This window comes from Roseateles sp. SL47 (assembly GCF_026625885.1).
GTDB lineage: Bacteria > Pseudomonadota > Gammaproteobacteria > Burkholderiales > Burkholderiaceae_C > Roseateles.
In genome coordinates this window covers 3,672,239-3,691,222 of record NZ_CP113068.1, presented here as the reverse complement: position 1 = coordinate 3,691,222, position 18,984 = coordinate 3,672,239, and the positions used below count along the sequence as shown (strand labels likewise).

The window sequence follows — 18,984 nt, the reverse complement described above, 5'->3', positions numbered from 1 at the left end:
CCTCGCCATGAAACGTGTGCTGATGATCAGCTTCCAGTTCCCGCCGATGGCGGGGACCAGCGGCGTGCAACGGGCCCTGCGCTTTGCCCAGCAGTTGCCGGAAGAAGGCTGGTGGCCCAGCGTGCTGACCGTGCATCCGCGCGCCTATGAGCATGCTGCGAGCGATCTGCTGGAGGAAGTGCCGTCCGGCATGACGGTGCGCCAGGCTTTTGGGCTGGATGCGGCCCGGCATCTGTCCCTGGCGGGACGTTATCCCGGCTGGATGGCGCGGCCGGACCGCTGGAACAGCTGGATGCTGGGTGCCGTGCCCGCCGGGCTGGCCATGATCCGCCAGCAGCGGCCGGACGTGCTCTGGAGCACCTATCCCATTCCGACCGCCCATCGCATCGGCCATGCCTTGGCGCGGCTCACCGGCATCCCGTGGGTGGCGGACTTCCGTGACCCCATGGCCCATGACGGCTACCCGGCCGATCCGGTGCTGTGGCGCAGCTTTGCAGCGGTCGAGCGCCAGGTCTTCAGCCGCGCGCGGCGCATGACCTTCACCACGCCGGGGGCCGCCCGCCTGTATGCGGCGAGATACCCGGCCTGTGCCGACCGCCTGCGGGTGATCGAAAACGGCTACAGCGAAGAGGCATTTGCCGCAGCGCAGGCGCCGGCACACCCATCCGGGCAGGAACAGCCGCCGATGCGCGGCGACTTCGTCGATGCACGCCTGAGCACAACAAGCGCCGCCACTGCCGGCCCTCGTGTGTTGCTGCACAGCGGCGTGGTCTATCCCGATTGGCGCAGCCCTGCCGGGCTCTTCCAGGCGCTGGCGCGTGCCAAGGCCGCAGGCCGACTGTCCGCGGCCAGCTTCCAGTTGCGCCTGCGGGCCACCGCCCATGACGACTTTGTGCGCCAACTCGCGCAGCAGCACGGCGTGGCAGATCTGGTGCAGGTGCTTCCAGCGCTGCCGTATGTCGACGCACTCGCGGAGATGCTGCGCGCCGATGGCCTGTTGCTGCTGCAGTCGCGCGACTGCAATGACCAGATCCCAGCCAAGGCCTATGAATACCTGCGCGCCCGCCGTCCCATCCTGACCCTGGCGGACCCGGCGGGCGACACCGCCCAGTTGATGCGCCGCGCCGGCCTGCCCGACATGGCGGCGCTGGAGGATGGCGTCGCCATTGAAGCGGCGCTGCACCGTTTCCTGGACGACTGGGCCCAGCCTCACCCCTTGCTGCCGGACGAATCCGTGATCCGCCAATCCTCCCGCCGCGCCCGCACCACCGAGCTGGCGCAGGTGCTGGACGAGGCACGGCTGGGCCAGCCGATCGAGCAGCCCCCACCCCACATTGAGCGAGCCCGCCCATGACCTGGACGATTCATCCCCTGCCCACCGCCGAAGCCTTCGGTGCGCATGCCGCCGCCTGGGACACCCTGCAGGCCCGTGTGACGGGCCTGCCCTTCCTGGAGAGCGGCTTCATCCAGCCTCTGCTGGCCGCCTTTGGCAGTGGCCGTGAGCTGCTGGCACTGCACGGGCCGGTGCAGGCGCCCACGGCCGCTGCGATTCTGGTCAAAGGCCGCCGCGGGCAATGGACCACCTTCCAACCCTCCCAGCTCCCCCTGGGTGCCTGGCTGAGCGCACCGGGGGCCGCGCTGGAACCCCTGGCCGCCGACCTGACGCGGGCCCTGCCGCCCCTGGCGCTGGCCGTGGGCATCACCCAGCTCGACAGCCTGTTTCACCCCCGGCCGGCCGACACATCACACTGGCGCAGCCAGGACTACATCAACACCGCGTGGGTCGACATCGACGGCCCATTCGACGCCTATTGGGAAGCGCGCGGCAAGAACCTGCGCCAGAACCTGCGCAAGCAGCAGAAGAAGCTGGAGACCTCCGGCATCCAGGCGCGCCTGGAATGCCTGACCACGGTGGAGGACGTGGCGCCGGCGCTGGCCCACTACGGCCGCCTGGAGGCCAGTGGCTGGAAGGGCAACGAAGGCACGGCCATCGCACCGGGACATCCCCAATACGCCTTCTACCTCGCGATGCTGCAGAACTTCTGCCGGCAGGGGCGCGCCCGGCTCTATCAATATCGCTTCAACGACGAGGTGGTGGCCATGGACCTGTGCATCCTCTGCGGCGACCGCATCGTGATCCTGAAGACCGCCTATGACGAAGCGCACAAGGCGGTGTCCCCCTCCACGCTGATGCGCCAGCAGCAGTTTGAACAACTCTTCGCCGACGCAGCCGCCGGTGGGGCCCTCCGGCGGATCGAGTTCTACGGCAAGGTGATGGAGTGGCACACCCGCTGGACGGCCCACACCCGCCAGATCTACCACGGCACCCGCTACCGCTGGGGATGGATTCAATCGCTGCACCGGGCGCTGGCTCGTCGGCAGGGCGCCCCAGCCCCCGCCCTGGAAGCCACGGCGCCCCCGGTGGCGGAGGCGTCCACTTCATGACCGCCCCCAAGTCCTCCGACGCTGCCAAGTCCGTCCGTGGCGCCCTGGCCTGGTCGTTTGCCGAGCGCTATCTCAGCCTGCTGATCACCGTGCCCAGCACGATGATCCTGGCGCGGCTGCTCACACCCACGCAGGTGGGCGTGTATTCGCTCTGCGCCGTGGTGACCAATCTGGCGTCCATCTTGCGCGACTTCGGCGTGTCCGAATACCTCATCCAGGAGCGCGAACTGGACCGGGACAAGCTGCGCAGCGCCTTCACCATCACGCTGATGATGGCGTGGGGCCTGGCCCTGATCATCTTCCTCGGGCGCCATCTGCTGGCGAGTTATTACCACGAGCCCCTGCTGGCTGACCTGCTGCTGGTGCTGTGCCTCAACTTCGTGATGCTGCCGCTGGCGTCGCCCTCGTTTGCACTGCTCAACCGGGAGATGGCCTTTCACACGGTCTGTGTGGTGCAGGTCAGTGCCAACCTGGCCAATGCCGCCACCAGCATCTTCCTGGCCTGGCATGGCCATGGTGCGCTCAGCCTGGCCTGGGGGCCGGTGGCGGGCATTGCGATGCAGGTGGTGATCCTGGTGTGGCTGCGCCCGCGCGAGGCCCTGCTGTGGCCCCGTCTGCGCGGGGCAGGCCGGCAATTGCGCTTTGGCGCGATGTTCACGGCGTCGCGGCTGGTGGAATCCGGCTCCCGCAACGGGCATGAGCTGATCATCGGCAAGCAGTTCGGGTTCACCTCGCTGGGCCTGTTCAGCCGGGCGACCGGGCTGATCGACCTGCTGGCCACCACGGTCAGTTCGGCCGTGCTGCGGGTGGCGACACCCGCTTTTGCGGCCGACCATCGCGCCGGACACAGCCTGGTGGCCCCCTATGCCAAGGGCACGGCCATCTACAGCGGCGTGGCCTGGCCGTTTTTTGGGGGTGTTGCGCTGTTGTCGCACGATGTGCTGGCCCTGCTGTTTGGCGCGCAGTGGGTGGAGGCGGCACCGCTGGCCACCTTGCTGGCCATCGCCGCCCTGCCCTATGCACTGACCGTGCTGGCGCCCAACGCGCTGGCCGCCACCGGGAACGTCAAACGACGACTCACCGTGGCCCTCTGGTATGGCCCGCTGCATCTGGCATGTGTGCTGGTGGCGTCGTTCTGGAGCCTCCAGGCGGTTGCCGCCGTCTTCCTCATTGGCAATCTGGTGCAGACCCTGCTCTACACCCACCATCTGACCACGGTGCTGCAGGCCCGTCCGCGTGAGCTGTTTGCGCCGAGCTGGGCGAGCGCCAAACTGGCGCTGGGCTGCTGTGCCGGCCTGGCGCTGGCCGAGCTGGCCTGCGCCGAATGGTCGCTGCCGCTCCTGCCGCGCCTGCTGGTCTGCATCGCCGCCGGCACCCTGTCCTGGATTGCCTGCGCCCATTGGCTGCATCACCCGGTGATGGGTGAAGTGCGCCGCGCGCTGAGCCATTTGCGGAGTCGCCATGCCTGAAGCCCTCACCGACCAGGCGCCCGGCCGCCCTGCCCCCCCTTCACCCCCGGTCCCGCCCTCCCAGCCGGGCCAACCCCGGCAGAGCCGCACGGGTCGATCCGCCGGCCCCGGCGAAGCTTTGCGGTGGGCCGCCTTCCGCGCGCTGGAGCAACTCAGCGACTGGCGGGGCAACAACACCCAGGGCGTGTTTTCGCTGTCCGATCCGCAGGCGCGCGGCCCGGCGCTGTGGCTCTACATCACCACCATCGGTGAACTCAATGCGGTGGCGCCGATGCTGGAATGGCTGGTGGCCCAGCGGCCGGATCTGCGGCCGGTGCTGATCACCGAACATGCGCACTATCAAGACGCCTATCTGGCCCGGTTGCCGGGTGCGGTGGTGTGCCTGAGCCGAGGCCACAGCCACGACGCCCGCCGACTGGCCGAGCAACTGCCGCCGCAGGTGCTGGCCCTGGCGGAGATTCCCTGCCTGCCGTCCGATGCGCCGTGCCGCTTCTCTTATGCCTTCCTGCGCCAGGCACGCCGCAGCGGCGCGGCCACCTTGCTGCTCAATGGCTGGCTGTATCACTATGCCCCCCCGGCGCGGCTGGACCAGATGGAGCGGCGCCTGCTGGAGCGCGATTTTCTGCAGGCGCTGGATGTGCTGTGTGTGCAGGACCCAGCCACCGCCGCCGCACTGGCCGAGCGCGGCGCCCCCCGCGACCGGCTCCATGTCACCGGCAACATGAAGTTCGATGCGATGCAGCGGCCGCACTGGCAGGTGTCGCAAGCGCGCAGCCCCGTGTTGCTGGGCGCCCTGATCGACGGTCAGCGACCCACGGTGGTGGGCGGCTGCGTGACCGAACTGCACGAGCAGCAGGCAGTGCTGGGCGCCTTCCATCAGCTGCTGGCGCAGCATCCGACGGCGCTGCTGATCCTGGCGCCCCGCCATCCTGAAAACAAGGAGCGGCTGCAGGCCCTGCTGGCGCAGATAGACGCCCGGGGGCTGCGCTGGGTGCGCCGCTCCGCCGTGCCGGATGCGCCGTTAGCGCCTGAGGTGAACTGCCTGGTGCTGGACACCGTCGGCGAGTTGCGGGATTTTTATGCCGCCGCCAGTGTGGCTCACGTCGGTGTGGATCACAACGTGCTGGAGCCGCTGGGCTTGGGCAAACCGCTCACCATCCAGGACGGGTGGAACACCACCTATCCCTCCTACCCGGTCTACCGGCTGCTGCGCGACCAGGGCGTGCTGCACACCTGCACCGACAAAGCATCGCTGCTGGCCTACTGGCACGCCGCGATGACGGGCTCACCGGCCATTCAGGACGACTTGCACCGCACCGAAGAAGTGCTGGCATCCATGCGTGGATCTGTGGCGCGCCATCAGCAGGCTTGCGCGGCCTGGGTCGGCCCTTAGCGGTCAGCGACTGGCTTGTCGGGCCGCCAGGGTGGCCGCCAGGTAGGCATGCCCATCCCGGGTGTCGGGCTCCAGATGGTTGCCTTCCGCCCATTCATTCCAGGCGTTGATGAACACCACCTGGCGGTCTGGCGGTTGATGGTCCCGCGTCCAGCGCAATGCGGACTCCAGCCAGCGCTGGTAGGCGGCCGGGCTGTTGTTCATCAGCACGGTGGCGCCCTGCGGACGGCGGGCACTGTTGTCAAAACCGGGGCTGACACAGCGCAGGAAGGGATACGACGGTGTCGGCTTGGCCAGCACCTTGTCGACCATGCGCTGATAGTCATAAAACTGATGTTGCCCATAGGCCTTGGGCAGCAGCCCCAGTTGCATCGCCAGACGCGACTTCCAGCCGGTGAAATGCCGCCCGCCGAGTTGCCGCCAGTCTGGTGCAAATTCAATGGACAGGTCCAGGCCCACCTGCCGGATGTCGCTGCCGGAGCCCGCACCGCTCCATTCGAACTGCGCCAGCGTCAGCTCGCCCACCCCTTCCTGACGGGCGATCTCGCGCCAGCGGCCGAAGGTGGCCTGGGGGTCCGGCAACTGGTCGGCCTTGTAGACGATGAACAGCGGCCGACCCGCCACCCGGATGTAGCGCGGGTCCCGGAAATGCGGCAGCAGCGCGCGGATGTGCGCCTCGTCGTCCTCGGCGCTGTACTGCTGAGCCATCAGCACTTCACGGTCCAGACCGTTCCAGGCGCGGGTCCAGGGCTCATTGGCCCAGGCCAGGCAGTAGGGGAAATCCGGCTCGCCACTGGCCCGAATGGCCTCCACCGGTTGCTCCAGCAGGCGGCGCCCATGGAACCAGTAGTGGTAGTAGCAGAAGCCACCAATGCCATATTGCCGCGCCAGATCGGCCTGTGCGGCCCGGGCCTGCGCGAGCCGGAGGTCGTAAAACCCCAGATCGGCCGGCAGTTGCGGCTGGTGATGGCCTTTGTACAGCGGCCGGGCCTTGGCCACATTGCGCCACTCGGTGAAGCCCTTGCCCCACCACGCGTCGTTTTCCGGAATCGGATGAAACTGCGGCAGCACGATGGCAATCAGCAGGGGGTCCTGCGGGGAAGAGGACGGGCGGGTGCCGGTCGAATCATTCATCGTCGCTGTATCTTCATCAAGGTGTCGTGCCATTGCTGGGCAATGGCGGCGGCGGAATAGTCTCTGGCGATGGTCGGCATGGCCCCGCTCGCCCGGGCCGCCAGTTCGGAAGGGTCACGCACATGTCGTGCCAGTCGGTCCCAGTCATCGATGGCGCAGAAGTCACGCCAGGGCAGATAGTCGGGCAAGGCGTCGGTCATCACCGGCACGCCCTGGGCCAGTGCCAGCAGCATGCGGTTGTTGCTTTTCGCGACTGTGAAGGCGGTGAGCCGCGCCGGGAGCAGCACCAGGTCCTGCTCGCCCAGCAAGCGCAGGAAATGAAGCCGATCCCAGGGACGGTAGCGGTGGGCGAAGGTGGCCGACGCCATGACCTCCCGGTAGCGCTGCTCGGAGTTGCTCACAACCGTCAGCCGCAGGGGCTGCTGCTTGGCCACGCTGTTGAGCAAGGGGATGATGCGTTCCAGCTCCGCCATGCCGCCCGCCGCATAGGCGCTGCCGTGATTGCCAAACCACAGCAACTGCCGCGCCTGCTGCCGCGCCTGCCGATGCTCCTGCAGCTCTCGCCAGGCGCGCCAGTGGCCGGCCCAGCGCCCGGGATGCATGCGGCGAGGCCACGACTCATAGGACCGCAGGGCGTCCGGGGTTTCGACCGGATCGCCCACCACCTGCACCGAAGTGCCGGGAATCCCTTGAGCCAGCGCTTGCAGTTGCGCCTGAAGCAGCGGCTGCAGCCCCGGGGACGACACGGTGAACGCCTGGAACATCGGCAGGCTGTCCCGATAGGCGTCCAGCAGGCGCGCCCGGTCGGCATCGCCGGATTCATTCAGAAAATAGTTGTCAAAGCTGTCCAGCACCAGCGTGGCACCCGCTTCACGGGCGCGCCGCAGTTGCTGACTGCGCTCGCGCAAACGCTCCGGGCTGCCTGCGTCCAGCAGCCATTTGGCCTGCACCACCACCAGCCCGGTGCCGGGCAACGGGTCGCCCTCCCGCAGCAACCGCGACACCACACCCTGGCGCGCCAGCTCCCCCTGAGGGATCAGGCAACGCAGTCGCACCCCGGCATACGCGGGGTTATAGGCATGAGGTAACCAGTGAACCTGCAAGACGGACTCCTCGCACCGCACCCGGGCGCGAAAGCGGCGATTGTCAGGCCGCACCCGCCCCCATTCGGGGGAACACTACCCCAGCCATGCCCCCAAGATGGGTGGAATGGACGGCTTTGCGGGACGCCCCAGGCAGGGGCACGCTGATAATCGCCGCGCACTTCGGGAGGCCCATGTCAGTTCGCGACTCGTTTTTCTGCTCCGGTCAGCCTCGGTTCCCGGCCTCGTTGACGGGTGCGGTCGATGACCTGGCCCGGCCTGGCGCTGACGACGCTGCGGCGCTGGCCCGCCCCTGGCAGGCCCTGCTGATGCAGCCCGACCCGGCGCAGTCGCTGGCCCAGGTGGGCGGCCGGTTCTCGGTCGGCTGGCGCCAGGCGGAGGGCCGCACGGTGCTGGCCACAGACCGCTTCGGCATTGAACCGCTGTGTTACCGCGTGGTGGGGCAGCAGCTGCATTTCGCCACCCGGGCAGATGCCCTGGCGGAAGTGCCGGACGAGTCCGGGCGCCTGGTCGCGGCCGAGCTGGACCCGCAGGCGCTGTTCGACTACCTCTACTTCCACGTCATCCCCGCCCCTCGCACCATCTTCCGGGATGTGTTTCGCCTGCCGCCCGGCCATGTGGCGGTGTTCGAGCACGGGCAGTTGCGGGTGCAACCGTACTGGGTGCCCAGCTTTCATCCTGAGCCGGTGGCGGACCTCGGCAGCCTGAAGCAGGAATTTCTGGGCCTGCTGGAGAACGCGGTGCGCCGACAGTTGGACGGCACGGATGCGGCCTGCTTCCTGAGCGGCGGTACCGACAGCTCCACCGTGGCCGGCATGATCAGCCAGGTGGCGGGCCGCCCGGCGGACACCTACTCCATCGGCTTCGAGGCCGAGGGCTATGACGAGATGGCCTTTGCGCGGATTGCCGCCAAGCACTTCGGTTGCCGCCATCACGAGTACTACGTGACGCCCCGGGACCTGGTGGACGGCATCACCAAAGTCGCCACGTTTTACGACCAGCCGTTTGGCAACAGTTCCGCCCTGCCCGCCTATTACTGCGCCCGGGTGGCCCATGACGATGGCGTTCGGCGACTGCTGGCCGGGGATGGCGGGGACGAGCTGTTTGGCGGCAACACCCGGTATGCGAAGCAGACGGTGTTCTCCTGGTATGACGGCATTCCCGGGCCGCTGCGCAGCGGCCTGCTGGAGCCGGTGCTGGGGTCGCCACTGGGGCGCCTGCCCCTGCTGAAAAAGGGGGCGAGTTATATCGACCAGGCGCGCGTGCCCATGCCGGACCGGCTGCAGAGCTACAACCTGCTCACCCGGCTGGGTCAGGCGCAGGTGCTGGAGCAGGACTTCCTGCGGCGGGTGGACACGCTGGCGCCGCAGAAACAGCAGCGGCAGGTGTGGGGCGCCACCAAGGCCGGCCATCTGGTGGACCGGATGCTGGCGTTTGACTGGCGCTACACGCTGGCGGATACCGACCTGCCCAAGGTGGTGGGCACCACGGGGCTGGCGGGCATGCAGGTCGGATTTCCAATGCTGGACGACGGCTTGCTGGCGTTTTCGCAGCGGCTACCGCCGTCGTTCAAGCTGCGCGGGCTGCAGCTGCGGTGGTTCTTCAAGGAGGCGCTGCGTGGCTTCCTGCCGGACGAGATCATCACGAAGAAGAAGCAGGGGTTTGGGCTGCCGTTTGGCGTGTGGGCCACGCGGGATGCGGGGCTGGGCGCGCTGGCGGCGGATTCGCTGGGCAGCCTGGCCGGACGCGGCATCGTGCGGGCGGATTTCATCCAGAGTTTGCTGAAGCAGCGGCTGCCGGAACACCCCGGGTACTACGGGGAGATGGTCTGGATCCTGATCATGCTGGAGCAGTGGCTGCGGGGCCATCGTCCCAACTATAGGAGTTAGGGCCCCCCAGTCGAGGGCGTAGGCCCCCCAGTCGCTTCGCTCCTGCCCCCAAGGGGCGCAGTATTGTTGGCCCCCCAGTCGCTTCGCTCCTGCCCCCAAGGGGCGCCACCCGGTGGCCTGGCAGAGCCAGTTCCACGGGTGTGGCTGGAGGGCGCGACGGGCGCTGCCCGCGCGGGTTGAGCCGATCAGTCGCTTCGCTTCTGCGCTCGAGGAGCGCTAACCGGTGGCCGGCAAAGCCAGATCCACGGGTGTGGCTGGAGGGCGCGACGGGCGTTGCCCGCGCGGGTTGAGCCGATCAGAGGTCGAGGGGGAGGCCTTTGTCTTGGGCGAAGGCTTTGAGGGCGGGGAGGAGCGCTCCGACCTTTTCAAAGACGGCGTCGCGGATGGTGTCGACGAGAACCTGGGTCTGGCGTTCGATTTCGATGTGCAGCAAAGAACCCACGGACTTGTCGGCAAAGGTGGTCATGCGCAGGGTCTCGGGAATCAGCCAGACTTCAAACCAGCCGGAACCGTCCGAGTCACGGTGCGCCTCGGCCACCGTCAGGCTCGCACCATTAACCGCCACATAACCCTTGGCAAAGATGTAGCGCATCCAGGGGGCCGGCACCGCCATGCGCATGACATGGTTGTTGGCCGGCTGGCGGACCTCGACCAGAGTCGCCATGAAGTCCACATGCCCGGACAATGGGTGCCCCCCAATCTCGGCCCCCTCCTTCGCCGCACGTTCCACATTGAGGTGGCCCCCCTCCCGCAACTGACCCAGCGTGGTGAGCTTGAGGCTTTGCTGCATGACGTCAAAGTCGGCCTGGGTGTCGCCCCGCAACTCCGTCACCGTGAGGCACACGCCATCACAGGCCACACTCGCGCCGATCTCCAGCCCCTCGCAAAATCCGTTCGGGAAGTCCAGCGTGAAACTGCGCAAGCCCTCTTTGTCAGTGATGCGATGAACGGAGGCAATGCCTTGAACGATGCCGGTAAACATGTCGAATCCTTGATCAGCGATGGGCAGCAAACAGGTCGGCGGAAAAACCGACCGTCAGCCGGCCATCCGCCCATTCCACCAGCGGCCGCTTGATGACACTGGGCTGCGCCACCATCACCGCCGCCGCGCTGGCAGCATCGGTCACCGAAGCCTTGGTGGCCTCGTCCAGCTTGCGCCAGGTGGTGCCAGCTCGGTTGAGCACCTTTTCCCACCCCAGGCTCTCCAGCCAGTGCGGCAGTTGGTCCGCAGGCACGCCCTGCTTCTTGTAGTCGTGGAACTGGTAGGTCAGGCCTTGCTCGTCCAGCCAGGTGCGGGCCTTCTTGACGGTGTCGCAGTTGGGAATGCCGTAAACGGTGATCATGAGGAGAGGTGAATCAGGGAAACCGGGAAACCGGGAAACCTCCACGCTACCATGAAGCCATGATCCCTTGGCTCGACGACGATTCCCTGGAGTTCCCGCCCACCCGCCGCGCCCTCGGTCCGCGCAGCGATGCGCCCGGCCTGCTGGCGGCCGGCGGCGACCTCCGGCCCGCCCGCCTGCGCGCCGCCTATGCGCAGGGCATCTTCCCCTGGTATTCAGAGGGTCAGCCCATCCTCTGGTGGAGCACCGAGCCCCGCATGGTGCTCAAGACCGCCGATTTCAAGCTGTCACGTTCGCTGCGCAAGACCCTCGCCCGCTTCCGTCGCACCCCCGGTTGCGACATCCGGGTGGACACCGCCACCGACGTCGTCCTGAAAGCCTGCGCCAGCACACCGCGCGACGGCCAGGCCGGCACCTGGATCCTCCCGGACATGCAGCAGGCTTATCTGCAACTGGCGCAGGAAGGCACGGTGCACAGCGTCGAGACCTGGATGGACGGGGAACTGGTCGGCGGGCTGTACGGCGTCAACCTGGGGCGGATGTTTTATGGGGAATCCATGTTCATGCGCAGGACCGACGCCTCCAAGATCGCCCTGGCGGCCCTGGTCTGCCTCTGCCGCGAGCACGGCATTCCGTGGATCGACTGCCAGCAGCAGACCGGCCACCTGGCCTCGTTGGGCGCGGCACCGGTCACACGAGCGGCCTTTGAATCCCATCTGGCACAGTACGTGGGACAGCCAGCACCGCAGGATTGGACCTATCATCCTCGCCTGTGGGCCCATCTGGAGGCCGGCGACGGGGGTCCACCCGCGCCGGAGGAGGGCCCCGCCGATGCCTCCGACGCTGCCCCCACCCTTTGACCCGCAACCGCCGCACGACCGCGCTGCACCACCGTGACCCATCCCAAGGAACTCCCGCTGGCCGAGCTGCAGTTCTATGCCACCGCGCCCTATCCGTGCAGTTATCTGGCGGACCGGCAGGCACGGTCGCAGGTGGCCACCCCCAGTCATCTGATCCATGCGGATGCCTATTCGACCCTGGTGTCGGCCGGGTTCCGGCGCAGCGGCATGTTTACCTACCGGCCCTATTGCGACGGCTGCAAGGCCTGCATCCCGATGCGGATTCCGGTCGGGCAGTTTCAAACCAACCGCAGCCAGCGTCGGGCCTGGGCCCAGCATGCGGACCTGCAGGCGCGGGTGATGCGGCTGGGCTACAGCGATGAGCACTATCAGCTGTACCTGCGGTATCAGGCGGGCCGCCACAGCGGCGGAGGCATGGACCACGACAGCGTGGACCAATACACCCAATTCCTGCTTCAGAGCCGGGTGAACTCCCGGCTGGTGGAGTTCCGGTCGCCGGACGGTGCGCTGAAGATGGTGTCCATTCTGGACATCCTCAGCGACGGCTTATCCGCCGTCTACACCTTCTACGAGCCCGAAACCAAGGCCAGCTACGGCACCTACAACGTGCTGTGGCAACTGCGCCAGACCCGCGAGCTGGGGCTTCCCCATCTCTATCTGGGCTACTGGATCGCGCAGAGCGACAAAATGGCCTACAAGTCGCGGTTCCTGCCGCATGAGCTGCTGCGCGACGGGCAGTGGCAGCGGGTGGAGCGGGTGGACTGAGGCTTCAAGCTCAGGCCTGGAGGTCCGCGCGGCCCTGCGCGTGCAGCAGCCCCCAGGCCGTGACCGCTGCGGCGTCCACACTGAATTCATCCTGCCGCAGGCGTTGAGCCAGCGTTTCGAGATCCAGAGACAGGAACTCGCTGACCTCACCATCGCGATTGACGGCGACAAAGCCGGGGGGAAGCACCAGGCTGTAGACATGCAGCACCTCGTCATGCAGACCCTCGGGCGTCATGCGGGTGCTGCGAAGCTGGCCGCGTGGGGTCAGCCCCTGGCTCAGGGACAAAGGAACACCGGCCTCTTCCCATAGCTCGCGGCGAGCGCAGTCCTGCCAGGGCTCCCCCACGGGCACACCTCCTGCGGCCAGGTTGTCCAGCCGGCCGGGATCCGTGGCCTTGTCCAAGGCGCGGCGCCCGCAGAGCAGGCGGCCGCCGGGGAGAAATCCATTGATATGGACGGCGCGGCTCATCAACCCGAAGAAGCGGAAGGCGCTGCGTTCCAGCTCGAACAAGGTGTCGCCGGGCGCGGTGCAGGGGTCGGGCACCGGCTGCTCGCAGGCGAAGGCTTCGTCTCGCCAGCCGGTAATCGCCCCTTGTGACCGGAGCGCGGCCGCCACGGCGGCCAGCCGCGCGGAACGTTGCGCAAGGTCCAGGCCCACCGCGTCCCAGACAGCTCGTCCTGGCGCGAGTTGCAGTTCGGGCCAGCAGGCCTGCAGCACCGGCACACGCATCGGATGAATCCAGCCCAGCGGCCACTCGCCCAGGCTGAAACGCAGTAGCCCCTGCGGCACCGGCTGGGCCGCTCGGGAGAGGCATCGCGCAAGAATTTCGGTCAGCTCGCGAGGCAGACCGGGGGCAGCGCCAGGGGTGGAAATGGCAGCCGAGGTGGCGTCAGTCAAGGTGGTGTGTGAGGTGGGAGGAGCGGACATTCATGCGATTGTGCGCGGCAACGTCGGCCTGACCAATCTGCAGATACTCCAGGCCATCTTCTACGCGGCCAAGCACGGCTGCAGAATGCGGCTCCGAGTGGGGGCTGCGGAGTTGAAAAGACACACCATAGACCCGCCCTCGCCTGGACGATGTCAGCCAACGGCTATGAAAATTGCGCTGAGAGTCCGAACGCACCCTTGTGTGGGGCGATCTTCTGCCCTCCGGCGGCTCGGACGGCGGTTCCATTAATCAAAGCGCCTGATCCATTTAAGGGTCTCTTCTCGTTTGTTGAGATCCTTCGGGACGCGGAACAGTCCTTCGTCGTAATCCTCGAATCGGACAGGTCGGGTGAAACGTGCCGCGAGCCGGTATTCCGCCGGAATGTCGTTGGCGTAGGCATCCCCGAGTCGAGGCGTTGGCCCGGCCTGGATTACCACACCGCCGTCGTATGCGTGGACCGTGCATGCAGGCTCCAGCGCCTGTCGCATCGTTGCTAAACCACCCAACTGCACCACGAGTTCGTCGCCCAATGCCGTCAGCCAGTTGACGGACTTGATCCGATCGTGCACCCCGCCCGCCTCCATCGTGAAATCGACTGCGCTCGGGAAATCAAAACCTGGGAACCGATTCATGAGCTGCAAGGCATAGACACTATTTTGTGACATGCCTGGACACACGATGAATGAGAAGCCTGCCGAGCCATGGAGCGGCCTGAAGCGTTGGCAGCAAGCCAAGAATCGTTTAAGCAGCAGTTCGGTGTGCAACTGCCCAGATGCTGATGCCAGCGGCGTGCTGGCATCAAAAAAGGAAAGGTCCATGTCCCCAACTCGGTTGACTAGCAGATTGGCCTGGTAGACAGGGATGTCGTCGTTCGGCAATCCAATGTCAACCCGGCCGAACAGTGCCCCTGAGTAACCGGTCTCTGCTGCGTAACTTGAAATGTCCGCTTCGATCGCAGAGCGAGGATCACCGCTAAATTTTTTCGCACGCTTTTTATCGCGCTGAAGAAATTCGTTGACTGAATCGGGATACATCAACCAGAAGTCATGGAGAAAATCCGCAGCTTGAGTGCGCAGCATTGATCGGTCGATATCAGGTAGATAGAGTTCTGCGCGCAACCCGAATTTGGCTGCAGGTCCGGACCTGGGGTCGGCGTAAGGCAAATGGATGCCATCAAGGACGGCTGCGCCGCCGTTCGCCTCGACCAATTCGGCAATGGTGTCTGTGGTCGCCATGTAGAGGGTCAAGTCGGCTGCGTGTGCTCAGGGAACCGGGATGAGACCCGTGTGATCACAGTTGTCGGCGCTACCGAGGCGCTGCGAAATGGCGAGCTCATCTTGGGAAGGGTTCATCTCCACCGCCCACACAGACGGCAACTTCATCAGTCAAAGCGCCTGATCCATTTAAGGGTCTCTTCTCGTTTGTTGAGATCCTTCGGGACGCGGAACAGTCCTTCGTCGTAATCCTCGAATCGGACAGGTCGGGTGAAACGTGCCGCGATCCGGTATTCCGCTGGAATGTCGTTGGCGTGCGTATCCCCCAGGCGCGGCGTAGGCCCTGCCTGGATCACGACGCCGCCGTCGTATGCGTGGACCGTGCATGCAGGCTCCAGCGCCTGTCGCATCGTCGCTAGACCACCCAACTGCGCCACAAGTTCGTCGCTCAATGCGGTCAGCCAACTGACCGACTTGATTCGGTCATGCACGTCCCCGACTTCCCGCGTAAAACCGACTGTGCTCGGAAAATCGAAGCCCGGGAATCGGGTCATGAGCTGTAAGGCATAGACACTGTTCTGTTCCATGCCAGGGCAGACAATCAGCGAGAAACCCGCGGAGCCGTGGAGTGGCTTGAAGCGCTGGCACCATACCAGGAATCGATCACGAAGAGTGGCAATATGCAAGTCTTCTGTAGGCGATGCCAATGGCATCCATCCCTGGAAAAATGAAGGCCGTGGATCCCCGCTTCGACTGACTAGCAGGCTTGCCTGATAGGGGGGCACGTCGTCGTTGGGAAGCCCGATATCGACGTAACCAAACAGCGCACCTGAGTAGCCTTCTTCCGGTTTCTCGCGTGCGATGTCCTGTTCAATGGCAGCGCGCGGGTCGCCCTTGAATGGCTTCGAGCGCCTGGCATCGCTCCGCAGAAATTCGTCAACTTGGTCGGGAAATATTGACCAGAAATCGCACAAAAAGTCTGCTGCATGCGTGCGCAGCAGTGATCGATCGATATCAGGCAGATAAAGCTCCGCACCTAACCCAAACTTGGCCGCAGGGCCGGCCTTGGGATCTGCGTAGGGCAAGTGAATGCGGTCCAGAACAGTCGCGCCGCCGTTCGCCTCAACCAATTGAGCAATGATGTCTCGTGTTGTCATGTCGGTCGTCAGATATGTGCTGGTGCTCAGGGAACAAGAATCAGGTTACGAGGGGGGAAGACGATCCGTGAAACTTCAGAAACCACGAAAAACGCGATAAGCGCCCCACCAGCGAGCTTGATGCCGGTTGTCTGCTCTAGCGCCTTGCCGAACTTATCGAGCATGCCCTCTTTGTTCTCGACCGGAGCCATCGCGGGGGACGGTTGCTTTGGCGGATTGTCGCCATCGTCGCAGTCGCACTTCTCTTCGACGCGGAATTCCTCGAATCCTTCGGCCGAGCCCGTGTGCTTTTGTGCAATGTCTTCGTAGTCTCTCGCCGCTCTCGGCGAAAGCGAATCGCCGCCGAACTTCATATCGATGATCTTGGTCGGTTTCCCATCCTGACCAAGCCGCACCACGTCCAGCCGTCGCGAGTCGGGCCGAATGAAGTTAGACGTCGGCAACCCCGGATTTGACTTGCTCCCAATCATGTCCCACCCGGAACCCCTGTCATAGGGAACTTCCCGCCACATCTTGGCGTCTGGCTTCGGATAGCGTCCGTTGTAATGCGCCTCGTCGATCTTCTTGCGCACGCAGTCCTGGAACGTCTGCCCCTGGGTCATCGACCCCTTCTGCGACAGACACTCGCACGCCATGCGGCAGAGCTCGTCATAGAAGTCCTGATCCGACTGCGGCAGATCGCGCTGTTTGAGCCCGGCCATGTTCACCGTGTTGCGGTGATTCATGAACATCTTGTCGGTCAGGCGACAGGCCGGTTGACCTTCGAAGAAGACGTCGAAGCTGTGGGTGATCCACTCGGCCTCGGCCTTGTGAGTGCCGGAGGCAACGCCACCCATGCTGCCGGCCTCGTCGTAGACGCTCTTGTGAAACTGGCTGCCGTATTTCGCGATGCTCATGTGGCCATCGGCGAAGACGCTGGTGGTGCCCTTGACCAGGTCGCGTGAGTAAGCCTCGTTGCGGTAAGGCAGCGGTACCCCCTTATCGGGCGTCTTGCAAACGTCCGGCAAGGTGTTGAGGGTCACGCCACCGCTGCCCTTGTGGCAGAGCGTCAGCCCGTTGATGTTGATGCTTACCGCCATGCCTGCACCTCCATAGGCAGATTGCTTCCGGCCCCAGCACTGGCGAGCAGCGCTGCCCCTCGAAGGGAATCGTCCGAGCTCGACAGCACGAGGCATCCCTGCCCGGTCGCCAGTTTTGAGAGTTGATACGCCGCCATCGCAAGGTTCGCCACACCGCTGGCGCCATGCAGGTCACCGCTCACAATCGCCGGCGTTTTCCTCTGCCACCCGTCTCGCAGATCGGGGCCGAGACGTAGCGCCGTGAAGCCGAACTCGTCAGCCCGATAAGGCTCGCCGTTCAGGTCGGAAAAAAGCAGCCCGATCGGCGGCCGGCTGCTCCCGGCCTGAGCCATGGCATTCCTCGCGGCACCTGAAAGCCCTGCGCCGACACAGGGACGCCCCCCGTGGCGATCCGTGGGCTCGAGCGCCGTCGAACACCCCAGCAGCCGAGCCCAGGGCGGTGCGCCAAAACCGGATGGCTCAGGCGCTGTCATCAAGGCCAGGGCGGCAGCGCCTTCACCAGGGACTCGCCCATGCGCGAGCGCACGAGGGCCAGCGGGACGATGCACGTAAGCGCCGTGCAGCAGATTCTGGGCGTCCAGCCATGCAAGCGATTCAGCATCTGTTGCCGCATCCGTGGCCAGGACAACGGCAAGGGGTGGGGCTGCTCCCGACGTCTTCGACGCCTCTCGGAGCGCGTTCCGCGCCTGCTCCAGCGCAAGCAGCCCGGCAGCATGGCCGCCACGGACCACATGCACTTTCGACCATGGCCAGAGGTCTTGTGTCATTGCCTGTCGCAAGGCGCCAGGCAGGTCTGCTGGCACACCCGGCCGGTGCTCGTCGGGTAGCACCAGCCACAGCCAACGCGGGCGATGCAGCAGAGACTCCCAATGCGGCGCCAGCGCCGTCGTCAGCTGCGCCAGCGCGTGGCGCGCCAGCCAGCCCCATCGATGGGCATCCGGACTGCCTTCAATACGCCCTTCCGGGTCTGGGAAGCTGCTCACCTGGGCAGGAACGCCTGCGCGGTCCCGGTAACTCGGGTGGCGGCGCGTCAGCCTCAACTGGGCACGCAAGGCCGCGTCCGCCAGCGCAATGGTCGGCCCCGAGGGAAAGCAGCAGGAGGCGGCCAGCAACCACAGAGGCATATCGGTGCTCATACCGGTTCCTCGTGAGCGGCCACCCAAATATCGCGGTCGAGCGGCCGAGCCAACTCCTCCACGACTGTCTTGCGCAGTTCATTCACCCGTGCGTGGCAAGGCAGTGCCATGTGATGGACAACGATCACCCGCAGTGCATCGGTATCCAGGATCACCGTGTGGATGACCGATCGGCTGCGCTCCTTGGGCCCCTGATTGAACTGCGTCGTGAAAGCGAGGCTCAGCCGTGGCAACCGGAAGTCGATACGGCCCTCCCGCGCGAAGCCTGGCGGGGTGAGGTTGAACAAGGAAACCGGCTCGCCGCCCCTCAGGTACCCAGGCACCTGCTGTGCGGGCGGAGCGATCTGGAAGAACCTGGGGTCTTGGTCGCCCGGAGGTAACGGATAGCGTTGACGCATCCATGCGTCATCATGGGTGCCCGCATGACGGCTCCGCATGGGCCAATGGCTGGCAACCACGCCGACACCAGCGGTTTCAGGCTGATCGCCGGGACCAAGGATCGGATGACCTTCGACCTCCAGGTTGGGCAGCGACCTCCGGCCAGATCCGATCGAGCCCGGCCATCCCTGGCCGACAGGGTTCGCAGCCATCTGGCTGTTCATGTCGCCGGGACCACCAAACGCGCGCTCGAAAACCAGCGGCATGCGTAGGAACGGCGTGGGCGTTGATGCTGAGGCGTTTGTTGTATTGGACTGCCAGTGGCGGTCGCCCCAGACACGCAAGCGCCTCTGCACGGGTCCGACGCTGAACCCGGCCACCATCTGATCCACCGGCCGAGGCTGCCCGTCCACACCAGCAGGGGCGTAGGCATGTCCGGTCAGCACAACGTCGGTCGCCGCCTTTCGCGGCCCAAAGTCGGTCTCCCAGCGAGGGCTCTCCAGCCCAGGGAAGGGCTCCGGCCCCGAATGAAGCGGCTCTTGAACGCGCGCGAGGCGCAGGGTTCCGGAATTGAGCACGTCATAGGTCGCCTTGACGGCAACCACCCAGACCTCACTCCCTTCTGAATCTCGATGCCAGGCGCCATCGGCGACGTAGCGCGTGCGGTTGTCGACCTGCCACATGGTGAAC

Annotated in this window: 17 protein-coding genes; 7 read left to right on the top strand and 10 right to left on the bottom strand. The window is 65.8% G+C overall.

What is annotated here, in order from left to right:
* The first annotated feature begins 7 nt into the window (after positions 1-7).
* Genes OU995_RS16345 through OU995_RS16330 form a run of 4 tightly spaced genes read left to right on the top strand, consistent with a single transcriptional unit; the run spans position 8 to position 5,307 of the window.
* Positions 8-1,354, top strand: coding sequence for a glycosyltransferase (locus OU995_RS16345; RefSeq protein ID WP_267831072.1), 1,347 nt, complete (start codon positions 8-10; stop codon positions 1,352-1,354).
* Positions 1,351-2,445, top strand: a complete 1,095-nt coding sequence (locus tag OU995_RS16340) for a GNAT family N-acetyltransferase (protein ID WP_267831071.1) — start codon at positions 1,351-1,353, stop codon at positions 2,443-2,445. The genes OU995_RS16345 and OU995_RS16340 overlap by 4 nt, the downstream gene beginning before the upstream one ends.
* Positions 2,442-3,914: a lipopolysaccharide biosynthesis protein gene (locus tag OU995_RS16335; RefSeq protein WP_267831070.1), complete on the top strand. Its 1,473-nt coding sequence runs from the start codon at positions 2,442-2,444 to the stop codon at positions 3,912-3,914. The genes OU995_RS16340 and OU995_RS16335 overlap by 4 nt, the downstream gene beginning before the upstream one ends.
* On the top strand, positions 3,907-5,307 hold the full coding sequence (locus OU995_RS16330) for a 3-deoxy-D-manno-octulosonic acid transferase (RefSeq protein ID WP_267831069.1): 1,401 nt from the start codon (positions 3,907-3,909) through the stop codon (positions 5,305-5,307). Before OU995_RS16335 ends, OU995_RS16330 begins: the two co-directional genes overlap by 8 nt.
* A 3-nt stretch (positions 5,308-5,310) precedes the next feature.
* On the opposite strand, the gene OU995_RS16325 is transcribed toward OU995_RS16330, so the two are convergent.
* Both OU995_RS16325 and OU995_RS16320 read right to left on the bottom strand, forming a co-directional pair.
* A complete protein-coding gene (locus OU995_RS16325; protein WP_267831068.1) occupies positions 5,311-6,441 on the bottom strand; it encodes a glycoside hydrolase family 99-like domain-containing protein in 1,131 nt (376 codons plus the stop codon).
* The gene (locus OU995_RS16320) at positions 6,438-7,544 is read right to left on the bottom strand and encodes a glycosyltransferase (protein ID WP_267831067.1); all 1,107 of its coding nucleotides are present in this window, start codon (positions 7,542-7,544) and stop codon (positions 6,438-6,440) included. The genes OU995_RS16325 and OU995_RS16320 overlap by 4 nt, the downstream gene beginning before the upstream one ends.
* A 173-nt stretch (positions 7,545-7,717) precedes the next feature.
* On the opposite strand from OU995_RS16320, the gene OU995_RS16315 reads away from it, so the two are divergent.
* A complete protein-coding gene (locus OU995_RS16315) occupies positions 7,718-9,433 on the top strand; it encodes an asparagine synthetase B family protein (protein ID WP_267831066.1) in 1,716 nt (571 codons plus the stop codon).
* Between the two features lie 295 nt (positions 9,434-9,728).
* On the opposite strand, the gene OU995_RS16310 is transcribed toward OU995_RS16315, so the two are convergent.
* Positions 9,729-10,415: a riboflavin synthase subunit alpha gene (locus OU995_RS16310; RefSeq protein WP_267831065.1), complete on the bottom strand. Its 687-nt coding sequence runs from the start codon at positions 10,413-10,415 to the stop codon at positions 9,729-9,731.
* A gap of 13 nt (positions 10,416-10,428) precedes the next feature.
* Positions 10,429-10,776 (bottom strand): ArsC family reductase, encoded by a 348-nt coding sequence (locus tag OU995_RS16305; RefSeq protein WP_267831064.1) that lies wholly within the window; start codon positions 10,774-10,776, stop codon positions 10,429-10,431.
* A 59-nt stretch (positions 10,777-10,835) separates the two neighbouring features.
* Here OU995_RS16305 and aat point away from each other — a divergent pair, with 59 nt between their 5' ends.
* On the top strand, positions 10,836-11,636 hold the full coding sequence (gene aat, locus OU995_RS16300; protein ID WP_267831063.1) for a leucyl/phenylalanyl-tRNA--protein transferase: 801 nt from the start codon (positions 10,836-10,838) through the stop codon (positions 11,634-11,636).
* Between the two features lie 33 nt (positions 11,637-11,669).
* Positions 11,670-12,401: an arginyltransferase gene (locus OU995_RS16295; RefSeq protein WP_267831062.1), complete on the top strand. Its 732-nt coding sequence runs from the start codon at positions 11,670-11,672 to the stop codon at positions 12,399-12,401.
* A gap of 10 nt (positions 12,402-12,411) precedes the next feature.
* Here the strand turns inward: OU995_RS16295 and OU995_RS16290 are convergent, their stop codons facing one another.
* The 6 genes from OU995_RS16290 to OU995_RS16265 all read right to left on the bottom strand — a co-directional run bounded on the left by OU995_RS16290 (position 12,412) and on the right by OU995_RS16265 (position 18,977).
* A complete protein-coding gene (locus OU995_RS16290; RefSeq protein ID WP_267831061.1) occupies positions 12,412-13,329 on the bottom strand; it encodes an NUDIX hydrolase in 918 nt (305 codons plus the stop codon).
* A 246-nt stretch (positions 13,330-13,575) separates the two neighbouring features.
* On the bottom strand, positions 13,576-14,565 hold the full coding sequence (locus OU995_RS16285; RefSeq protein WP_267831060.1) for a type VI immunity family protein: 990 nt from the start codon (positions 14,563-14,565) through the stop codon (positions 13,576-13,578).
* 146 nt (positions 14,566-14,711) lie between these two features.
* Positions 14,712-15,701, bottom strand: a complete 990-nt coding sequence (locus OU995_RS16280; RefSeq protein WP_267831059.1) for a type VI immunity family protein — start codon at positions 15,699-15,701, stop codon at positions 14,712-14,714.
* Between the two features lie 26 nt (positions 15,702-15,727).
* Positions 15,728-16,780, bottom strand: coding sequence for a DUF4150 domain-containing protein (locus OU995_RS16275; RefSeq protein WP_267831058.1), 1,053 nt, complete (start codon positions 16,778-16,780; stop codon positions 15,728-15,730).
* Positions 16,771-17,916, bottom strand: coding sequence for a beta-ketoacyl synthase (locus OU995_RS16270; RefSeq protein ID WP_267831057.1), 1,146 nt, complete (start codon positions 17,914-17,916; stop codon positions 16,771-16,773). The genes OU995_RS16275 and OU995_RS16270 overlap by 10 nt, the downstream gene beginning before the upstream one ends.
* Positions 17,913-18,977: a DUF2169 family type VI secretion system accessory protein gene (locus OU995_RS16265; protein ID WP_267831056.1), complete on the bottom strand. Its 1,065-nt coding sequence runs from the start codon at positions 18,975-18,977 to the stop codon at positions 17,913-17,915. The genes OU995_RS16270 and OU995_RS16265 overlap by 4 nt, the downstream gene beginning before the upstream one ends.
* Between the last annotated feature and the right edge of the window lie 7 nt (positions 18,978-18,984).

Bases quoted from the DNA above. Each gene is read 5' to 3' on its own strand.
- OU995_RS16345 (WP_267831072.1), top strand. From the start codon at position 8: ATGAAACGTGTGCTGATGATCAGCTTCCAGTTCCCGCCGATGGCGGGG.
- OU995_RS16285 (WP_267831060.1), bottom strand. From the start codon at position 14,565: ATGGCGACCACAGACACCATTGCCGAATTGGTCGAGGCGAACGGCGGC.
- OU995_RS16280 (WP_267831059.1), bottom strand. From the start codon at position 15,701: ATGACAACACGAGACATCATTGCTCAATTGGTTGAGGCGAACGGCGGC.
- OU995_RS16335 (WP_267831070.1), top strand. From the start codon at position 2,442: ATGACCGCCCCCAAGTCCTCCGACGCTGCCAAGTCCGTCCGTGGCGCC.
- OU995_RS16315 (WP_267831066.1), top strand. From the start codon at position 7,718: ATGTCAGTTCGCGACTCGTTTTTCTGCTCCGGTCAGCCTCGGTTCCCG.
- OU995_RS16290 (WP_267831061.1), bottom strand. From the start codon at position 13,329: ATGTCCGCTCCTCCCACCTCACACACCACCTTGACTGACGCCACCTCG.
- OU995_RS16310 (WP_267831065.1), bottom strand. From the start codon at position 10,415: ATGTTTACCGGCATCGTTCAAGGCATTGCCTCCGTTCATCGCATCACT.
- OU995_RS16330 (WP_267831069.1), top strand. From the start codon at position 3,907: ATGCCTGAAGCCCTCACCGACCAGGCGCCCGGCCGCCCTGCCCCCCCT.
- OU995_RS16305 (WP_267831064.1), bottom strand. From the start codon at position 10,776: ATGATCACCGTTTACGGCATTCCCAACTGCGACACCGTCAAGAAGGCC.
- OU995_RS16270 (WP_267831057.1), bottom strand. From the start codon at position 17,916: ATGAGCACCGATATGCCTCTGTGGTTGCTGGCCGCCTCCTGCTGCTTT.
- aat (WP_267831063.1), top strand. From the start codon at position 10,836: ATGATCCCTTGGCTCGACGACGATTCCCTGGAGTTCCCGCCCACCCGC.
- OU995_RS16275 (WP_267831058.1), bottom strand. From the start codon at position 16,780: ATGGCGGTAAGCATCAACATCAACGGGCTGACGCTCTGCCACAAGGGC.
- OU995_RS16340 (WP_267831071.1), top strand. From the start codon at position 1,351: ATGACCTGGACGATTCATCCCCTGCCCACCGCCGAAGCCTTCGGTGCG.
- OU995_RS16265 (WP_267831056.1), bottom strand. From the start codon at position 18,977: ATGTGGCAGGTCGACAACCGCACGCGCTACGTCGCCGATGGCGCCTGG.
- OU995_RS16325 (WP_267831068.1), bottom strand. From the start codon at position 6,441: ATGAATGATTCGACCGGCACCCGCCCGTCCTCTTCCCCGCAGGACCCC.